Raw genomic sequence first — 17,853 nt, forward strand, 5'->3', positions numbered from 1 at the left:
TTGGCTCACGCGCCGGACGGTTGGGCGCGCAGGTAGTCCGCGAGCGCCGCTTGCCACGGGCGCAAGCGAATCCCCAGCCTGGCCAGCTTGGTGCAATCGAGGATCGAATAGGCCGGCCGCGGCGCAGGCCGTGCCAGCTCGGTGCTCGCAATGGGCACGACCCGGCGGTTGTACCCCGCCAAATCCAGAATCGTGACCGCGAACTCGTGCCAAGAGCACGAGCCGCTATTGACCGCGTGATAGATGCCGGCAGCCCGAGTGTCGAGCAACGACCGGATGGCCGCAGCGAGGTCGTCGGCCGCAGTGGGCGAGCCGACCTGATCGCTCACTACGCGCAGTTCGTCCCGCTCGGATGCGAGCCTGAGGATCGTGCGCACGAAGTTCTTGCCCTCGCCGTACAGCCACGCGGTGCGCAGGATCACGGCGTCGGGTTTGGCGAGCAGCGCTTCGCGCTCGCCCGCCAGTTTGCTCGCGCCGTACGCGGAGCGCGGCGCCACCGGGTCCTCCTCACGGTAGGGCGTGGTCTTGGTCCCGTCGTACACGTAGTCGGTCGAGATCGCCACCAGGCGCGCCCCGACCTTGGCTGCGCCCTGCGCCACGTTGCGGGTCCCGTCGGCGTTGACCGCGTAGGCCCGATCGGGATTCGATTCAGCGCCGTCCACATCGGTGTACGCCGCGGCGTGGATCACGACCTCGGGCCGCGCATCCGCGATCCGCGCGACGATCGACGCGTCGGTGATGTCCGCTTCGGCCTCGGACGGCGCAACCAGATCCTGGTCGCGCAACACGTGTCGGAGAGCGATCCCCAACTGGCCCGTCGCGCCGGTGAGAAAAATCCTCATGTCCGCTCTAAGTCAGCGCGTCGAACTTGACGACCGGATCGGCCGGCGCGCGGAGGATATTCCCGATGAATTGGCCGCCGATGAATCCGCACCCGCGGCCCTGGCAAGTAGCCTCACGTGAGCTCGATGCGGCTCTGATCGCCGACGATGAATTTCTGGGTCATCGGTTTGGTGACGCACCGCAGGAGCTCGACCTCGCGGCCCAACAGGCTGCGTTCGATCCGGGTGTGGACGTCGACGATGCGACACCGCTCCAACACGATGCTGTACTCGACTTCGCTGTTGCGCAGCACACAGTCCGCACCGATCGACGTGAACGGCCCGACGTAGGAATTCTCGATCACGGTGCCCGGCCCGATGACCGCGGGGCCGCGAATCTGGCTGGCGATCACGGTCGCGCCGGGCTCCAGGATCACCTTGCCCGCGATGTCGGACTTGGCGTCCACCTGGCCGGGCCGGAAGGCCTCAGGCTGCTCGCGGATCTTGTCGAGCGCGAGCCGATTCGCCTCCAGGAGATCCTCGGGCTTTCCGGTATCCTTCCACCACCCCGTGATCTCGGAGTACCCGACTCGGTACCCGCGTTCCAGCAGGTATTGGTGGGCATCCGAAATCTCCAGTTCGCCGCGCGCGCTCGGGGTGATCGCGTTGACGGCCTCGAAGATATGGCGATCGTACAGGTAAATCCCGGTGACCGCGAAGTCGCTCTTGGGTTGAGCGGGCTTCTCTTGGACGCCGACCAGTTTCCCGTTGCGCAATTCCGGCACGCCGAACCGCTCCGGGTCCCGCACGCGGGCGAACACGAGCCGGCAGTGGTCCCCCGCGCGCGAAAACTCTTCGATGAACTGCCGGATCCCGCCCACGATCACGTTGTCGCCCAAGTAGAACACGAAGGGGTCGTTGCCGATGAAGTCCTGCGCCACGCGCACCACGTGCGCCAGCCCGCGCGGCGCGTCCTGCATCACGTATGTCAGCTTGAGCCCCCATCCTTCGCCCCCGCCGAGCGCCTGCCGGATCTCCTCGCCGGTGTCGGGGTTGATGACGATGCCCACCTCCCGGATGCCAGCGTCCGCCACCGCTTCCAGGGCGTACGCGATCATCGGCTTGTTGGCAATCGGGATGAGGTGTTTGTTGGAGGTGTGCGTGATGGGACGCAGGCGCGTCCCTTTGCCGCCTGCGGTGATGAGTGCTTTCACAATGGAAGTCTCCCGTCCGGTCGCGTTCGAGCCATCATAGAAACCCGCTGGACACCTGTCAATCTGCCCGGCGCTTCGCCACGACCAAATGGTGGAGGCTGATGGGCCAAAACCGAAAAGGGAGGCTCTCCTCCGCCACCACCGTAAACCCGGCTGCCGCGAGGGCGCGCCGCATCTCGCGTGGCGTCCACTGCTTGACGTGCCCCGGATCGTAGAGGGCTTCCCGCCACTTGCCGGTGGCGAGCCGAGCCAGGGCGAATACCAGATCGTTGGGAAACAGGACCAACAGTAAGCCGCCGACCTTCAGCACGCGGGCGAATTCCCGGAGCGCTGCCTCGGGATGGTCGAGGTGCTCGATCACCTCCAGAAAGAGACACGCGTCCACGCTGTTGCTCCGGATGCCCAGCTCGAACACGCTCCCCCCGATCACCGGAAGCCCGTGGCGCACGCAGATCTGCCGGTTTTCTTCGGATCGGTCCACGCCAAGGAGGCGGCGTTCCCCGCGCTCTCGAACCAAGCGCTCCAGCGTGATTCCCTCCCCGCACCCCGCGTCGAGGATTAGCCCGCAGCGGGGCAGATGCCGCAGGATGCGCGCGTCCCGGTAGTCCCAGTAGCGCCGGCCCACCCCGCCTTTCGCGTACTGATCCCGCTGATAGATCATTCCCTCGGCGGGAAGGTCGTAGTCAACCGGCATGGTCGGAGCCCGCTGCGGTTACAGACGGAACCCGGCCTGCTGAGCGTCTTGATAGAACATCTTGACCGTGTCGAGCGAAAAGTCCCTCAGATCGTGCCCCACCAACGACAGCTTCTTCAAAATATCGTTGGTCACCGTGATGATGTGGCAACCGATGGCATCGGCCTGGAAAATATTCAGCAACTCACGAGGACTCGCCCAGATCAACTCGGCGTCGGGAATCGGTTTGAGCAATTCCACCGCCGCGGCCATCAGCGGCACCGGGTCGCGTCCCGTGTCCGCCACGCGCCCCGCGAAGACGGAGATGCAGGAAGGCGTGCCCGGCGCCATCTGCGCCGCCACATCACGAACCTGATCCAAGGTCATCAGCGCGGTGACGTTCAGCTTCACGCCTGAGCGGGAGAGGCGCCCAATCAGGGGATAGGCAGACTCGCGCCGAGTATTTGTCACCGGGATCTTGACGTAGACCGATTTTCCCCACCCGGCGATTTCCATCGCCTGCCGTTCCATCTCGGCGAACTCATCTGAAAAGACCTCGAATGAAATCGGCCGATCTGGAATTGCCTGCAAGATGTCCTTCGCGAAGGCGCGGTAGTCGGAGATCCCGGCCTTACGCATCAACGTGGGGTTGGTGGTGAATCCCTGGATGTAAGGCTTGGCGTACATATCGAGCATGCCGGCCTTGTCCGCGCCGTCGGCGAAGATCTTGACCCGTAGATCACCAATCGCTTTCATGGAACCTCCCTCAGTGAGGATGCCGTCCGTATCCACTCCGACGCTTCGGCCAAGGATGCAACGCGGACGTGAAAGTCTTTTGGTCGCGGCTCCGCGTACCCGTGATCGACGAAGACGTTGGTGCATCCTGCGCGCCGACCAGCTTCAATATCGCGCCACCGATCACCCACCATGAAGCACGACGCCAAGCTCAGTCCCAAGTCGCGGGCGGCTTCGAGCAACAACCCCGGCGCCGGCTTCCGACACTCGCACTGGTCGGCGTCGTCGTGGTAACAGACCAGAACCCGATCGAGCGGGAGCCTCGCACGAAGCGCGGCGTGAAGCAGCTCGACCGTTTCTCGCGTCTGCGTTCCGCGGGCGACGTCGGGCTGGTTGGTCACCACCACGAGTTGAAATCCCTCCGCGCGGAGCAGCGCGAGAGCTTCGGGCACGCCCGGCAAGATCTCCAACTCTGCGAGCGAGGATGGGGGATACGGTTTCCCGTTTCGCACGAAGGCACGGTTAAGCACCCCGTCACGATCCAGGAACACGGCCCGATGGCTCATCGGGCCGTGGATTCCCATTTGGTTTGGGTCGCCTTGAGGGCGGGGTGGGACACCAGCAAATGCCAAATGACCGCCTGGAACGCCTCGGAGTGCGGGGTGACGGTCTCGGGATTGACGGTCGGGATGATGACGCAGGCATCGGCCACCTTTGCAGTATACCCGCCATCCCGCCCGACCACACCCACCACGCGAGCGCCGACCTGCTTGGCGTACTGCAAGGCCGTCACCAGATTCGGACTGATGTTCTTCTCAAGATTGCCCCCGCCGACGGACAAGACAAAGAGCATATCCTTGGCCTGCAGGCGGCTCACCTTCAGCCATTCGACGAAGACGCTCGCCCATCCGTCGTCGTTGGTGCGAGCCGTCAACTCCGACACGTTGTCGGTTGGCGTATAGGCCTCGATGCCGACGATCTTGCGGAAGTCGTTGACCGCGTGGGATGCATTTCCCGCGCTCCCCCCCACGCCGAGGAAGAACAGCCGGCCGTTGTGATCGCGCAGGTCGGCCAGAAGATCGGCCATTCGCTCGATCGCGGCGACATCCAGCATCGTGATGATCTTGCCCGCTTCGGTCAGGTGGTGTTGCGCGTACGTCATCGCGGTCGCTCCCTGGCTGATAGGTAGCGCCGGGTCTCCTCGAGACCGGACGGCGATCCGACCTCATAGAAACGTTGCGTCGCCTCGAAACCCGCCAGCTCATTACGGGCGATCAACCCTTCGTAGATTGCCGACAGGTCGATTGCGCCCGCAGGAAAGGCGTCGAAGGCCTTGGCCTGCAATGCTCCCAGGCCGTAATCGATGTACGACATGTCCGGGGCAGGGTTCCGCTTGTCGTGACGCACGATGCGGCCATCTCGAAAAACGACGTTGCTGCGATCCCATCGATCGGCGTTCCGAAACACGGTCATCAAGCCCAGTTTTCCGCTCGCGATGAACGCGGCCTCAACGGCGGCGTAGTCGCAGTCCAGATAAGAGTCGCCGTACAGCACCAGGAACCTCTCGCCCAGCAGCGGCAACGCCTGGCGCAGGGCTCCCCCCGTTCCCAACGGCCTCTCCCCGTCGTACGCATACCGCACAGTGATTCCCCATCGGCTCCCGTCTCCCACGGCGGCTTCCACCATCTCACCGAGATGACCGACGCACAGAACCACGCGATTCACGCCGTGCCGCCGCAGCAGATCCAACTGATGCTCGACGAAGGGCTTGCCCGCCACATCCACCAATGCTTTGGGGATGCGCTCGGTCAGGGGTCTCAGGCGAGTCGCCAGTCCTCCAGCCAAGACGGCAACGGGGAGGGTCACGCCAGGATGACCTTCGTCCCTTCGAAATCGAAGCGAAAACGCACTTCGTCCAGTCCCGCACGCGCCATCGCGTGGCGCAGCCGATTGCGGTCCTCGGCGTAGAACATGAGAAACCCACCGCCACCTGCACCGACCAGTTTCCCACCGATGGCGCCGTTGGCACGGCCAAGCTGGTACCACTCGTCGATCTGCGGGTTGCTCATCCCGCCGGAGCGTCTCTTCTTGTGCTCCCAATGCTCGTGCATCAGTTCGCCGAAGAGCGCGGGCTTGCCGCTCTCGAGCGCGTCCTTGCTGCGCAGCCCGAGTTCCTTCACGTAGTGAAGATTCGCGAGCATATCCTGGTCGGATTGCTTTGTGCGTTCGTGTTGATCCTTCAGAATGCTTCCCGCGCTGCGTGAGAAACCGGTAAAGAACAGCAGGAGGTTATCTTCCAGATCGAAGAGCGTCTCGGAACCAATGCGCAGCGGTTCGGCCACCACCGTTTCGTCGGGCTGGAACGTGAAGCAGGTAACCCCTCCGTACGCCGCGATGTATTGATCCTGCTTGCCGACCGGTTCCTGGAGTCGATTGATCTCAATCTCGCACGCCAGTCGGGCCAACTCGCTGGGATGCACCAGCCCGCGACGATGGGCGTACAGCGCCTTCAGCAGCGCGGTGGTGAAGCTCCCCGACGACCCTAAGCCGGTGCCGGCCGGAATGTCAGCGAGTGTCGTGATCTCCAATTGCAGCGGCTCGAAGCCCAACATCCGGATCGCCTCACGAATAGTGGGGTGTTGTATCTCCTCCAGGTGCTCGACGTGTTCAAGCTTCGAATACTTCAGGAAGACACCGGGGTTGAACGGTCGCGTAACCGTAACATAAACGTATTTGTCAATCGCCGCAGCGATCAAGAATCCGCCGTGTTGGTGGTAATATGACGGTAAATCGGTACCGCCCCCACCCAGAGTAATGCGTAGGGGGCTACGGGTGATAATCATCTTGAGAACCTCACAACCGAACGCCTACCGCGAAACTTCCTGCAAGTCGCCTTACCCCGCTGACACGGTACTAACCTGGCAAAGGTCATAGAGAGACTACTCCCCCCAGTCCGCGAGCCGTCAGCCCTCGACCGTTGCCAAACGAATGGTTTTTGAAGGTCCAATTCAGAGGCCCCTGATTGCAAGACAATCTATCGATCCCATAGCTTCCCAGTAGTCCTCAACAGCAAGTCTTTATAGACATCCCACCAAAGGCTTCGACTCGCGCCAATTCGCTCTCAGGCCACCCAGGCCGTTATATCGGATCCTCGAAGACGATCTCGGCTCCATAGATTAACAACAAATCCTGACCGTCACTTTGCGTATGGTCTCAAAACAAGGCCGACGCACAGATTGAGGTGAATCGATGGCAACTGGACCGGGTACCAGGAGATTTTCTCAACAGAAAACGTTCCACGCAACTCGTGAAGAACCTCGCGCGCGCTATTGACATGCTCCGCCTCGATGAAGGGTCTATACGACCGGTTGTATCGTTTTTCGAACATCCTCTGCGAGGTGACCCGCCTCCCAAGTGAATAGCCCAAGCCACCTTCGCAAGGAATCACCACGAGGAGCTGCCCGTAAGGTCTGTCTAGAAGACGATCAGCTTCAGCGAGAAACGCAGGGAGGTTCGGGAGGTGCTCCAGAACATGAATGGCCAGAATCCGGTCGAAGTGGCCATCAGGGTACGGAAGCCGCTCCTGGCAATCAGCAATGATCGTCTTCGCTTTTGGCCATCGCCGCTGCAACACACCAGCCATGCTCTTGCGTAGCTCAACGGACACATATTGCTCCATCTGCTTCTCATCCAATTCCTCATATGCAAGCTGATCCCCAAGACCTGCTCCGATTTCCAGCGTCCGCACGAAACCTGGGCGACTATTCCGAGCGACAAACTTGTGGCCGAAGTCAATCACCCCCGAAAATCTGTTCTTGTTAACTTGAAAGAAATATTCCATCCAGTCATCCGCGATCCTGGATTGCTCGGGCGTGAGAACCGGAACCTGCTTTGGCCATTGTCCCCCACCGCTCCTCTCCAGTCGCTTAGACATTTTGAAACTTCTCCCACGCACGCTCTGACGATGATTCCGGAGCGCCCCATTTACGCCGGGCACCACCAGTACCGCTCCAAATTATCGCAGGGGACTCATCTCGATTCCGCAACGATCTCATCGCCCTGAAGGTTCCGCGGCGGTTTCCTGACAACCGCGAACAAATTGAGTCCGAACTTGTGGTACCGCAGAACAATGTCACTAGGCCTGAATCCAGCCCTTACCAACAATGGCCATAGGTCTCTTTTGTCGTAGTACATTTTGTGATCGTCCATTTCAGCCTTTGGACTCGTGCCCAACTTAAATGCGGAGACTTCGAGAAAGACCTTCCCGCGCCAGGTTGGGACATTTACCAGAAGTACACCTCCCGGTCTCATGACGCGCTGGCATTCACCGAGGACCTGCACCGGTTCCCACACATGCTCTAGTGCCGAAATGAAAAGGACGAGGTCAAACGACTCAGCCTCCAGTTTGACAATTCCCTGTTCAACCGATCCCTCCAGAAAGCTAAACCGGGAATCGCCTTTAAGTTCTGGACAGATCTGAAAATCTATCCCGACGAGTCTTCCGCGAATATCCCGGAGCGAGGTCAAGTGGCTCGCTCTATAGCCACATCCCAAGTCCAGTATGTCCAACTCATGAGCTCTGGGCATGTGCTTAAGGATCGCGCGCCGCGAAAGGAACACTCCGACACGGTCTACCCATGTAAGACCGTGTCGGCCGTATGGGTCTCGCTTTGCCATCTCCATAACCACTATGTTTTCGACGACACGCGCCTTACCATCTCGATCAGCAGCGTGAAACAAAAGGTTTGAAAACCGATGATGATCAGCAGTAATCCGAAGATCCCCTGGTAGGACATTTCTGTAAGGCGCAATCCATGAGCAAGATATTGCTGAATCAAGGCACGGTTGAGCCCCACCCCGGAGAGCGCAAGAATTGCTGATATGGCAATCCCCAGATCGTAGGGCCAAAATCTCTTGACTCGCGAACCCAAGACTGGTCGAAGGTTGTGTATCATCCTCGCAAGAAGACCGATTTGAACGCAGCTATATCCCAGAGTCGCGCAGGTCACTCCTAGAAGCATCCAGTGTAGATTGAACCCTATTGCTCCGACACTATATGGCCCGCCAACGAGACTAAAACTAAGAAGAGTCCCGAGGACGAACAGGACAAATCCAGGCTTCAGGAGGAACGAGTCCGGCGAGTAGACCAACATGACTTTGAGATTGATCCATCCGGCAATCCATGGGGAGAAGATACTCGATCGCCGGTGATGGCTGACACGGCCCTCACGGTCCTTGTAGAACTTGACCGGAACCTCGGTCAAATTCAGTTTGAGACGTGCGGCTTTCAGAACCATCTCCGACGCGTATTCCCAGGACTGGGATTGAAGGTTGATGCGGGCGAAGGCTTCGCGCGTAGCTCCACGCATCCCACAATGAATATCAGAAAACTTGCTGCCATAGATTCGGTTCAAAATCCATGTTGTCAATGGAGTGCCGAAATAGCGATGCAGCTTGGGCATCGCCCCCTTTTCGATTGTTCCCTTGAATCGCGATCCCATGATAAACTCATAACCACTTCGGAACTTCTCCACGAACAGATCCATTTCTCGAAAGTCATACGTAAGGTCTGCATCACCCATCAGGATGTATCGCCCTCGAATGAATGGAATCGCGTCGATATATGCTCTTCCCAAACCGCGTTTCGGGACCTTTAAGACTTCCGCCCCGTGAGCGAGCGCGATCTCGGTCGTTCTGTCCGTCGAGCTGTCCACGATCAAGATTTGGCCCACGACACCCGCCTTCTTGAGCCCCTCCTTGCACCAGTCGACAAACTCCCCCACCGTGAGCTCTTCATTAAGGGCAGGCACAACCACGCTAATCTCTGGAGACTCCGGAGGGATATAGCCATCTGCCGTCAACAGCTTGCCCCTGTCACCGTCGCCCATCGTTTGAAGAATAGCCTCCATCACATACCCTGACTGGCACTCACAGACGGTTTCCTGGCGAATACGCAATATTGCGCTCCGAGTGGCACAAACGCCATGCCGGATTCAAGCCCTCGGAGGATCTGAAGCGCCCGGGGGAAGAAAAATGCAAAATCCGTATACAAAACTTTGAACCCCACGGATCGCAGTAAGCGCTGGGCCGCGCGTGGATTGATCGGTACGGCATTCCGATCAATGGCGGCGTGCGCCATGGCGAAACGAACAATGGGATTCCAAGGATTGTTTTCCCAGAAGGCAAGCACCCCACCATCGCGGAGGGCCCGGTATAGGTAAGTAGCCGCGCCCTCCCGTTCACTGGGCGGAATATGATGAAATGCACAGCTCGTATGAATGAGGTCGAGTGTCCCTTGCGGCTCGTAGTTGTCGACATGAAGAAACGTTCCACGAGTTGGATGTGTTGCCCGCGCAACGTCCAGAGACGCGGGCGACACATCGACTCCCACGACGCTCTCCGATCCCAGCAAGTCGAATAGGGGCGCCACGCTTCCGCCGGTACCGCATCCAAAATCCATCACAAGCCTGGGGGTCACTCCCAACGCCGCGAGTGCCCTTGAAAGCCACTGAACCCGTCCCGACGCGTAATAGTCCTTATTCTCTCCGGTCAGCCGAAGCCAACTGAGATGGCGATCATAGTCCTTCGCAAATTGATCAAACTCGGCATGGGGTTTCATGCTGGCTCCTGAAGCTGCGCATTAATCGCACGACGTAACGCCTCACGAGAGGAATAGCGCGCGTGCCACCCGAGCCGATGGATCTTTGCGAGGTCAAAACGCACAATTGGGACGTCGCCCTTCCATCCCCGATCGCCCCCTGTAAACTCGTATCGCACTTGGTCAGGAGCGAACCCCATCTCCCGCACCACCAGGTCCGCAATATCCCTTACGGTTATATAGTCATCCGTTGCGATGTTGAAACAATCGTAAGCAGTTCCTGTCGAGTGCAGGTTCTGGAGGAATACCGCGTCGAGAACATCATCCACATGGATGTATGATTTGCTTTGCGATCCGTCGCCAAGGATTCGCAGCAAAGTCGGATCCTGGCGCAGTCGACGAATAAAATCGTAGACGACTCCGTGCGTTTGCCTCGGCCCAACAACGTTGGCGAATCGAAATGCTCGTGCGTGCATGTCGAACATATGGCAGTAGCTACAGATCAAGGCTTCCCCGGCGAGCTTACTGGCGGCATATGTTGAAATCGGCAGGAGCGGCCCATAGTCCTCAGCGACCGGGACCGAGCCAACTTCTCCATACACCCCGCTTCCCGATGTGTACAGGAGCCTCTTAATACCATTGACACGCATCGCTTCAAGAATGTTCTGCGTCAGATAGGTTCCCTCCCAAAAATCGATGTCGGGACGAGTTATCGCCTTCGAGATGTCGGGATTCGAGGCGAGGTGAAATACCACATCGGACCCGGTCATCGCCTCCGTTAGCTTCGCCAAATCTTTGATATCAGCGTTGACAACCGTCATAGCCGGATGACCGACAAGATTTCCCAAGTGCCACATTTTTCCGGAAGAAAAGTTATCGTAGATGGTCACCTGTGCGCAGGATTCTAGGCTCAGCAATCTCGCAACAAGGTGGCTCCCGATGAAACCCGCCCCACCAGACACAAACGCGTTCATAAACAAGTACTCATGAGGAAATCATTGTTCCCACGATGCCTTCCTTCCGCACCCCCCAACCCCGGGTGCGAAGAAGTCATTCCTCAGCAGATGGACCGCTAGGAATCCCTGGCGGACCTGCTGCGCCAGATGACCAAAATAGTAAGCAAAGCAATACCCGCTCCGGACATCCAGAGCGACTCTGTCAGTTTGTCGGGCCAATAGCTGAACCTGACGGTGTATGTCCCAGGTCGATCCACCAACACGCCCTTAAAGGCATGATTCACTCGAAAGTAGCGGACGGCCTTGCCGTTTAGCGTGGCTTCGAAGTCGTCCTTCCAATATCCTTCGTGAAGGACCACTATCCCCTTGGTCGGGGCGTCGATCGTGAATTCGGTCGTATTGGGCGTCAAGCGATATTCGCCCGCAGGAACCACCTGAGCCGGAGCGCCTAACAGCGCGTCCCATTCAGGGCTGGCTTGACGGTCCGCGTCTTGAATTGCCGCAAACGGCGTCCCGTCGGCCTTCCTGACGAGATCGGGAAACTCCGAGGCAATCGCGTACCGGAGCAGGCGGGTGGTGAAGAACGCGCGCGGCCATACCGCATCGCTCCGGTAGACTCTGAGATCCAACGTTCCCGAAGGCGAATTCGCTGGTGGGAGGGGCCCCAAGTAGTATTTGACGTTGAGGAAGTCGTACAGCGGCTTCAACCGATCGAGCGTCTCACCACGGACAACCAGCTGCCAATCCCAGATTTCTTCCATCCCCGACGCATGGATGAATTCCCGGTAATAGGGGTTGATCAGGGGGTCGGCACCGTAAATGCTCTCTAGGCCGATGGCGCCCTGATAGCCGGAATAGAGGGTTGGCCACAATCCCACGACCCTAAACGGCTGACTCCGGTCCGCGGCGATCAAGTCCACGGCTGGCGACCGCGCCTGGAGGTCCACACGAACCTGAGGGTTCATCACGTGGTCGTCGATTGAAGTCATCCCGGTGCTCAGGTGCATACCGTGCCGCCAATGCACGGCGACCAGAACGACTATCGCCGCCAGCACCGCGGCCACGGATGCCGCGCTGCCGAGCGCGATCATCCTCGCGAGAAGGGGGAGCACGATGACCGCCGCCGCGAGCGACGCGCTGTAGCCGTAAAACCAGGTGCTCTTCGGCACCCTGGAGGAAGCCCCGAAGAACACCCCGAGAAGCACTCCGACGATCAAGAGACTCGCCATCCAATCTCGCCACCAGCCTTCACGCTTGAGACGGTCCTCCAGGGCGACCAGGCCGAAACCGGCGAGCACGAACAGATGGATGATCAGGATGCAGGAAAAGGTGTTGCCGACGTGTGTCACGTTGGCTAAGAACGGCACGCTTACGATGACCCCTGGCGGTACCAGACCAAATGCAAGGGCAAAGGAGATCAGTGCGCTTGCCCCGACGGCGAGGTAGGTCCGCTCCCGGCGGAGGTCGCTGAACCGGACCAACGACCAAACCATCCCGAGCAAAACGAAGAAATTGGCCGACGGATTGAATTGCATGAGCTCACGGTAGAAGACGTTGTCGAAGAGGCCGACGATGAGGCCCGGGGAAATCTGTCGCACCGACGGCGCGTTGTAGCTCGTGTAGGACTGGGCGAGCAAATCCAAGAACGTCAACCACATGGGCGCGCTGATCAGGACAAACAACGCGCCCACACAGGCAATCTGGAAACCCTGCTTCACCTTTATACGACGATCGCTTTCCGCGAAAAACCAGATGAGAACTCCACAGAGATTTAAGAACACAAACAGCATGTATGCCTCTTTGACTGTGCCGCTAGCGATCTCCATCCAATTTGCCACTACGAGACCGCAGAGCCATCGCATGCTGGAGCGGTTTGATGAGGCGTGCGCAATCTCGAGCCAACAATAGAGAATCCAGGGCGCGTAACAGAGACTAAAAAAGGCGGGGTGGTTGAAGCGGTAGGCAAAGAAACCGATAAACACCGCCGAGAACGCCATCAGCAGGGACGCCCCCACATGGCGCGTGGCCGCAAACACCATCAGACCCACACCTAAGGCAAACAGGTACTTGGCGACCACGAACTTGAGATCCCACGCCCAAGCCGCTCCGCCAGCCGACAGCACGATGAGGTGCAACGGGTCACCGAGCATTGAGATACCCTGGCCTAGTAGCGGGGTTCCCGACGAGTTGTACCGATTCCACAACGGAAATTCGGCATGTTCAAGCAAGGTGCGGCCCTCGATGGCCGAATAAGAGCGAGTCTGCCACATCATGGCTCCGAGATCGGAGCCGCCCGAGTTGTCCACCTCGGTACTCTGATATCCGGGAAGGGTCGGGAACGTGGGATACAAGAGATAGGTGACAGCCGAATTGTTCGGCGACACGAAGCTCTTGCCAAAGAACACCACCGGGTAACAGCTCAGAATCGTCGCAAGCAGGGCGACACCGGCAATTCCCGTTCTCGGATGCTCGAGCCACCATGCCCCAGCGCGACCCGGATCCGGGTGGGTCCGACCGCCTGCAATGCGCGGCGACCGCATCATGAGAGCAACAACGGAGTCGTCCGGACGCGCCCGCCCCGTCCTCCTCGACCTGGTCATTTCGGCGTGGCCTGGATGTCCAGAATCACGCCCTGGAGCAGCAACTCGAATCCTATCAGAAACGGCAGCACGCTCAGCATGACGGTCCCGGTGGTCGCGATCTCACCAGTGGTGGCGGAGCGCCACCACGTGTAGAGCCCGAATCCCATGCCCCAAAAGAAGAACAGCAATCCCAGGAAAAGAAACACCGCAATCGGGGAAAAATCCCGCAGCACGTACTTCTCGTATATACGATACCAGTACCGACGAAATAGATACGCCGGGAATGACCAGAGCACGTGTGACACCCTTAGGTGCGACACCTCGCTGCCGTAGAGCGCGGGAATCGGCACGTCCTTGACGCGGTAGTTGAGGATGTTGAGGTGGATCAGGATGTCGTTCTCGAAAAAGTAGCGCTTCGCAATCCGCCCGAAGTTCAGCCGGCTGAGCGGCTCCCGCCGAATCGCCAAGTAGCCGTTCTGAGGGTCGAACACGTTCCAGTAGCCGGACGTGAGCTTGGTCAGGAACGTGAGGACAAAATTCCCGAAGAGCCGGTATCGCGGCATTGACGAGAGCTCTGCCGAATGCAGAAATCGGTTCCCTTTCGCGTAGTCGTATCCCTGGACAGTGACCGCGTCCAGCAGCGTGGGGAGGTACGTCGGATCCATCTGCCCGTCCGCGTCCATCTTGACCGCGATTTTGAGCCCCTCGTCCAAAACCCGTTGAAACCCCGTCATCGTGGCCCCACCCACCCCTTGGTTGACGTCGTGGCGGAGGACCACGAGGTTCGTCGCCGGGAAGCTTTGGGCCTCGCGATACGTGTTGTCCCGGCTCGCGTCGTCCACCACGATGATCCGGTCGACCCACGACGGGATGCCCTCGATCACCTTGCGGATCGAGCGCTCGGCGTTGTACGCGGGGATCACGACCCCTATGCTACGGCCACGATACACGTTAACCTCAAAACAGGTTCAAGCCCGTTCAAGAGTTCAAGGTAAACGATTTGAACATTTGACCCACTTGAACGCCGTTTGTTTACTCCGTCATCGCCACGTCGCGCGCGGAGGTTCCATGATAGCGGAGCCATCGCAAAAACTCCACGACCGAGGTCCGGACCCGGCGCCGCCGCAGCACCGCCACCGCGCCGGCCAGCGCCGCAAGGTACGCGCGCAGGACCGTGGCCACCAACGCGTGCGGGCGCACGCCCTCCACGGCTCGCCCCGCGCCGCCGCGACCCTGCCACGCGGCGTACGAGTGCCACCACAGGCGCACCGCGGTCCAGGGAAGGGACGCCGCGACCAGGAGCCACGGGAACGATTTGAGCATCACCCAGACGCGGTTGCGCTCCACGAGAAAGATCTTGCGAGGAGAATAACCGCCCGCGGACTTGGAGTAGTGATGCCGCACTACCGCGTCCGGGACATAGCGACAGCGCCATCCGGCCACACGGCCGCGCAGGCCCAGATCCACATCTTCGCAGTACATGAAAAACTGCTCGTCGAACAGCCCGATCCCATCGAGCATGGTCCGGCGATAAAGGGCGGCGCAGGCGCTCGGGATCAGGACGTCCACCGCACGATCGAACCGGCCGTCATCGCGCTCCAAGCGGCCGCGACCGCGGCCCAAGCCGTCGCGGGCCAAGAGCAGCCCCACGCTGTCGATCACGGTCGGATCGTCGAACAACACGATTTTCGACGCACACATTCCGATCAGAGGGTCCGCTTCCGCCTCACGCACGAGCGCGGCCGCCCACCCGGGATCGGCGACCGCGTCGTTATTGATCAGGAGCACATAGACGCCGGTCGCCACGGCGATTCCCGCGTTGTTCCCTCCCGTGAACCCGAGATTTTCCTTGTTGAGGACGAGACGGATCTTACCGCCGTATCGCTCGCGGAGTAACCCCAGCGACCCATCGGTTGACGCATTGTCCACCACGATGATCTCGAGCCGCGGATAGCTCTGTTCGAGCAGCGAGTCGAGGCACGGGCCGAGCCATCTCTCTCCGTTCCAGTTGACGACGATGACCGAAGCCAGCGGCGGGAGGTCTGCCGGCGTCACGGGACCCCTCCCGACGGTTCGTTCAGCCGGCTCCCAGACGCGACGCGCGAGGCGGCGTACTCGCGGGCGGCGGCATAGGCCGGTCCCGGGGGTGCGTCACGAAGAAACGCCTGGTATTCGCGGTCGGCCTCGCTACGCCGCCCGTCGCGCTCGTAGAGACGGCCGAGGTTGAACCGCGCCGGGAAGAACGACGGGGTATTGGACAGCACCCGTTCGTAGGCAGCGGTCGCCTCGGGATACCGCCCCGCGGCCAACAGCACGTTGGCGGAGTTGAACAGCGCGTCGTTCAACCGAGGGTTGATTTCGAGGGCCTTGGCATAGGCCGCGAGCGCCTCGTCGGGACGTCCCGCGCGCTCGGCAAGATACCCGAGCCCCAGATAGGCCTTGGCGGAGAGGAACGAGGGCTGCGACCGCTCCTGGGCGAGCACCGCCTGGTAGTGCGCGGCGGCCTCCCCTGGCCGCGCGCTCTTGGCCAACGCATCGGCCACTGCAAGGCGCGCGGCCGGGGGGTGAGGCCGTCGCTGCAAGGCGGCTCCGGCCGCGGTGAGCGCGGCTTCGGCGCGCGCCGCGTCGCCCAGCTTGTCGTACACAGTCCCCAGCGCCGCGAGCGGCTCGGCGGCATCCGGCGTCAACGCCACCGCCTGTTCCAGGGCCGTCCGCGCCTCGACGTACTCGCCGCGCCCAGCGTGCAACAAGCCGATGTTGTGGTAGGCGAGCCCGTAGTCTGGCTGTAGCCGGATCGCCTCCTGGTATTCGGACAACGCGCGGTTGCCATCGCCACGCCTCGCGTATTCGTTACCGAGGTTGAGCCGCACCACCGGATGAGCGGGTGACTTGGCCACCGCGTCGGTCCACAACCGCAACTCGTCCGTCCACACCGGGTTCCGCGCGATCGTGGCGGCGGAGGACAGGGCCAACGCGACCAATCCCACACTGACCAGCGCCCATCGCGCGCCCGGCCGTCGCGCCGCGCCATCCCAGATCGCTCCGGCAGCCACCCCGGTCGCGCCTGCCAGCCCCATCCAGGGTAGGTAGTCCCGGTGCTCCTGAAACATGACGTGTAGCGGATACACCACCGCGGGCACCAACGCGACCAACCACCAGAGCAGCAGGAATCCCGCGGCTTTGCGGGCGTCCTGACCCCTGACCAGCCAGCGCAGCGCCATCGCGAACCCGGCGAGCGCCAGGCCTGCGCCCGCAAACACGGCGGGGCGCCAGGGCGAGTCCAGAACCGGCACGTCGTGCAGGACCGTGAGCGAGAACGGCCAACCGAACGTCACCACGTGCAGGGGAAACGCCGCGAGCTGGCTCCAGAGATTGACCCACACGTTGCGGTCCCCGGTCGGCGCTCCCGACAGCACGGCCCAGAGCGTGCGGGCGTACCCGGTGGTCGCAAAGTAGCCCGCCCCGAGCGCGCCCACCACCGCGTAGGGCAGGAACAGCGCCCGGCGAGGCACGGCGCGCGACCACCCGACGTCGTAGAGGATCCACGCGAGCGGGATCGTCACAGCGGTCTCTTTACTCGCCAGACCCAATCCCAGCGCGGTCACGGCTCCGGCGCCGGCCGCCAACGCGGCGCGCCGGCGCCCCGCGGCCTGCGACCGTCGAAAGAGGACGAACGACGCGACCGCGACCGCGCCCCAGAGCCCAACGAGGAGCGACGACCGCGCGGCCAGGTAGTTCACCGCCTCGCTGTTGGCCGGCGTCACCGCGAACACCAGCCCTCCCGCGACGGCGGACGCCGCCCGCCCGAGGAGGAGCCAGAGCAGCCACATCACGGCGGCGGTCGAGGCCCAATGCAGCACCACATTGGCGAGATGGAATCCAAAGGGATCCAGCCCACCGAGTCGGATATTCATCGCGTAAGTCACAAACGTGAGCGGCCGGTAGTGACCGGCTCCTATCGTCCCTGCGCGCGGCCCCCACCACGTCGAATCAACGACCGCTGCGCGCAACGCGGTATTTTCCACGATCGCATGCCGATCGTCGAACTGAAAGGGCCCCCGAAGTCCGTTGGCGTAGATGGCGAGGACCAACGGAAGCACCAGCACCACCGTTGCCAGGACCCGTTTCTGTTCCGCCCGTCGCTGCGGCGGATCAAGAATCATCGCCACCTCTACTTCGGGAAACCGCCCCGCGGTGGTTTCGTTCCGCCAGACGAGCGTTACCCACCCATCCCCTGCGCCGGCTGCATGCGCCACCGCGCGGCGAAGCCGTTA

Annotated in this window: 17 protein-coding genes; all 17 read right to left on the reverse strand. The window is 61.1% G+C overall.

Annotated features, from left to right (window positions below):
- Positions 1–5 precede the first annotated feature (5 nt).
- Complete coding sequence (gene rfbD / locus AB1451_05145; GenBank protein MEW6682298.1) at positions 6–842, reverse strand: dTDP-4-dehydrorhamnose reductase; 837 nt, start codon at positions 840–842, stop codon at positions 6–8.
- Between the two features lie 113 nt (positions 843–955).
- Entirely contained in the window at positions 956–2,035 is a 1,080-nt protein-coding gene (locus AB1451_05150) for a glucose-1-phosphate thymidylyltransferase (protein ID MEW6682299.1), read from the reverse strand.
- A gap of 58 nt (positions 2,036–2,093) precedes the next feature.
- Entirely contained in the window at positions 2,094–2,729 is a 636-nt protein-coding gene (locus AB1451_05155) for a class I SAM-dependent methyltransferase (GenBank protein ID MEW6682300.1), read from the reverse strand.
- 18 nt (positions 2,730–2,747) lie between these two features.
- The gene (locus AB1451_05160; GenBank protein MEW6682301.1) at positions 2,748–3,464 is read right to left on the reverse strand and encodes a transaldolase; all 717 of its coding nucleotides are present in this window, start codon (positions 3,462–3,464) and stop codon (positions 2,748–2,750) included.
- Entirely contained in the window at positions 3,461–4,009 is a 549-nt protein-coding gene (locus AB1451_05165; GenBank protein MEW6682302.1) for an HAD family hydrolase, read from the reverse strand. The genes AB1451_05160 and AB1451_05165 overlap by 4 nt, the downstream gene beginning before the upstream one ends.
- Positions 4,006–4,605: an SIS domain-containing protein gene (locus tag AB1451_05170; protein MEW6682303.1), complete on the reverse strand. Its 600-nt coding sequence runs from the start codon at positions 4,603–4,605 to the stop codon at positions 4,006–4,008. The genes AB1451_05165 and AB1451_05170 overlap by 4 nt, the downstream gene beginning before the upstream one ends.
- On the reverse strand, positions 4,602–5,309 hold the full coding sequence (locus AB1451_05175; GenBank protein ID MEW6682304.1) for a nucleotidyltransferase family protein: 708 nt from the start codon (positions 5,307–5,309) through the stop codon (positions 4,602–4,604). Before AB1451_05175 ends, AB1451_05170 begins: the two co-directional genes overlap by 4 nt.
- Positions 5,306–6,286, reverse strand: a complete 981-nt coding sequence (locus AB1451_05180; GenBank protein ID MEW6682305.1) for a galactokinase — start codon at positions 6,284–6,286, stop codon at positions 5,306–5,308. The genes AB1451_05175 and AB1451_05180 overlap by 4 nt, the downstream gene beginning before the upstream one ends.
- Before the next feature lie 353 nt (positions 6,287–6,639).
- Positions 6,640–7,377, reverse strand: coding sequence for a class I SAM-dependent methyltransferase (locus AB1451_05185; GenBank protein MEW6682306.1), 738 nt, complete (start codon positions 7,375–7,377; stop codon positions 6,640–6,642).
- 95 nt (positions 7,378–7,472) lie between these two features.
- A complete protein-coding gene (locus tag AB1451_05190; GenBank protein ID MEW6682307.1) occupies positions 7,473–8,126 on the reverse strand; it encodes a methyltransferase domain-containing protein in 654 nt (217 codons plus the stop codon).
- A 5-nt stretch (positions 8,127–8,131) separates the two neighbouring features.
- Positions 8,132–9,352, reverse strand: a complete 1,221-nt coding sequence (locus AB1451_05195; GenBank protein MEW6682308.1) for a glycosyltransferase family 2 protein — start codon at positions 9,350–9,352, stop codon at positions 8,132–8,134.
- Positions 9,352–10,062: a class I SAM-dependent methyltransferase gene (locus tag AB1451_05200; protein ID MEW6682309.1), complete on the reverse strand. Its 711-nt coding sequence runs from the start codon at positions 10,060–10,062 to the stop codon at positions 9,352–9,354. The genes AB1451_05195 and AB1451_05200 overlap by 1 nt, the downstream gene beginning before the upstream one ends.
- On the reverse strand, positions 10,059–11,015 hold the full coding sequence (locus tag AB1451_05205) for an NAD-dependent epimerase/dehydratase family protein (GenBank protein MEW6682310.1): 957 nt from the start codon (positions 11,013–11,015) through the stop codon (positions 10,059–10,061). The genes AB1451_05200 and AB1451_05205 overlap by 4 nt, the downstream gene beginning before the upstream one ends.
- 98 nt (positions 11,016–11,113) lie before the next feature.
- The gene (locus tag AB1451_05210) at positions 11,114–13,540 is read right to left on the reverse strand and encodes a hypothetical protein (GenBank protein MEW6682311.1); all 2,427 of its coding nucleotides are present in this window, start codon (positions 13,538–13,540) and stop codon (positions 11,114–11,116) included.
- A 53-nt stretch (positions 13,541–13,593) separates the two neighbouring features.
- Positions 13,594–14,529 (reverse strand): glycosyltransferase family 2 protein, encoded by a 936-nt coding sequence (locus AB1451_05215; GenBank protein MEW6682312.1) that lies wholly within the window; start codon positions 14,527–14,529, stop codon positions 13,594–13,596.
- A gap of 82 nt (positions 14,530–14,611) precedes the next feature.
- Positions 14,612–15,634, reverse strand: coding sequence for a glycosyltransferase family 2 protein (locus AB1451_05220; GenBank protein MEW6682313.1), 1,023 nt, complete (start codon positions 15,632–15,634; stop codon positions 14,612–14,614).
- The gene (locus AB1451_05225) at positions 15,631–17,835 is read right to left on the reverse strand and encodes a tetratricopeptide repeat protein (protein ID MEW6682314.1); all 2,205 of its coding nucleotides are present in this window, start codon (positions 17,833–17,835) and stop codon (positions 15,631–15,633) included. The genes AB1451_05220 and AB1451_05225 overlap by 4 nt, the downstream gene beginning before the upstream one ends.
- Positions 17,836–17,853 lie beyond the last annotated feature (18 nt).

Source organism: Nitrospirota bacterium (assembly GCA_040757335.1).
Lineage (GTDB): Bacteria > Nitrospirota > Nitrospiria > 2-01-FULL-66-17 > 2-01-FULL-66-17 > JBFLXB01.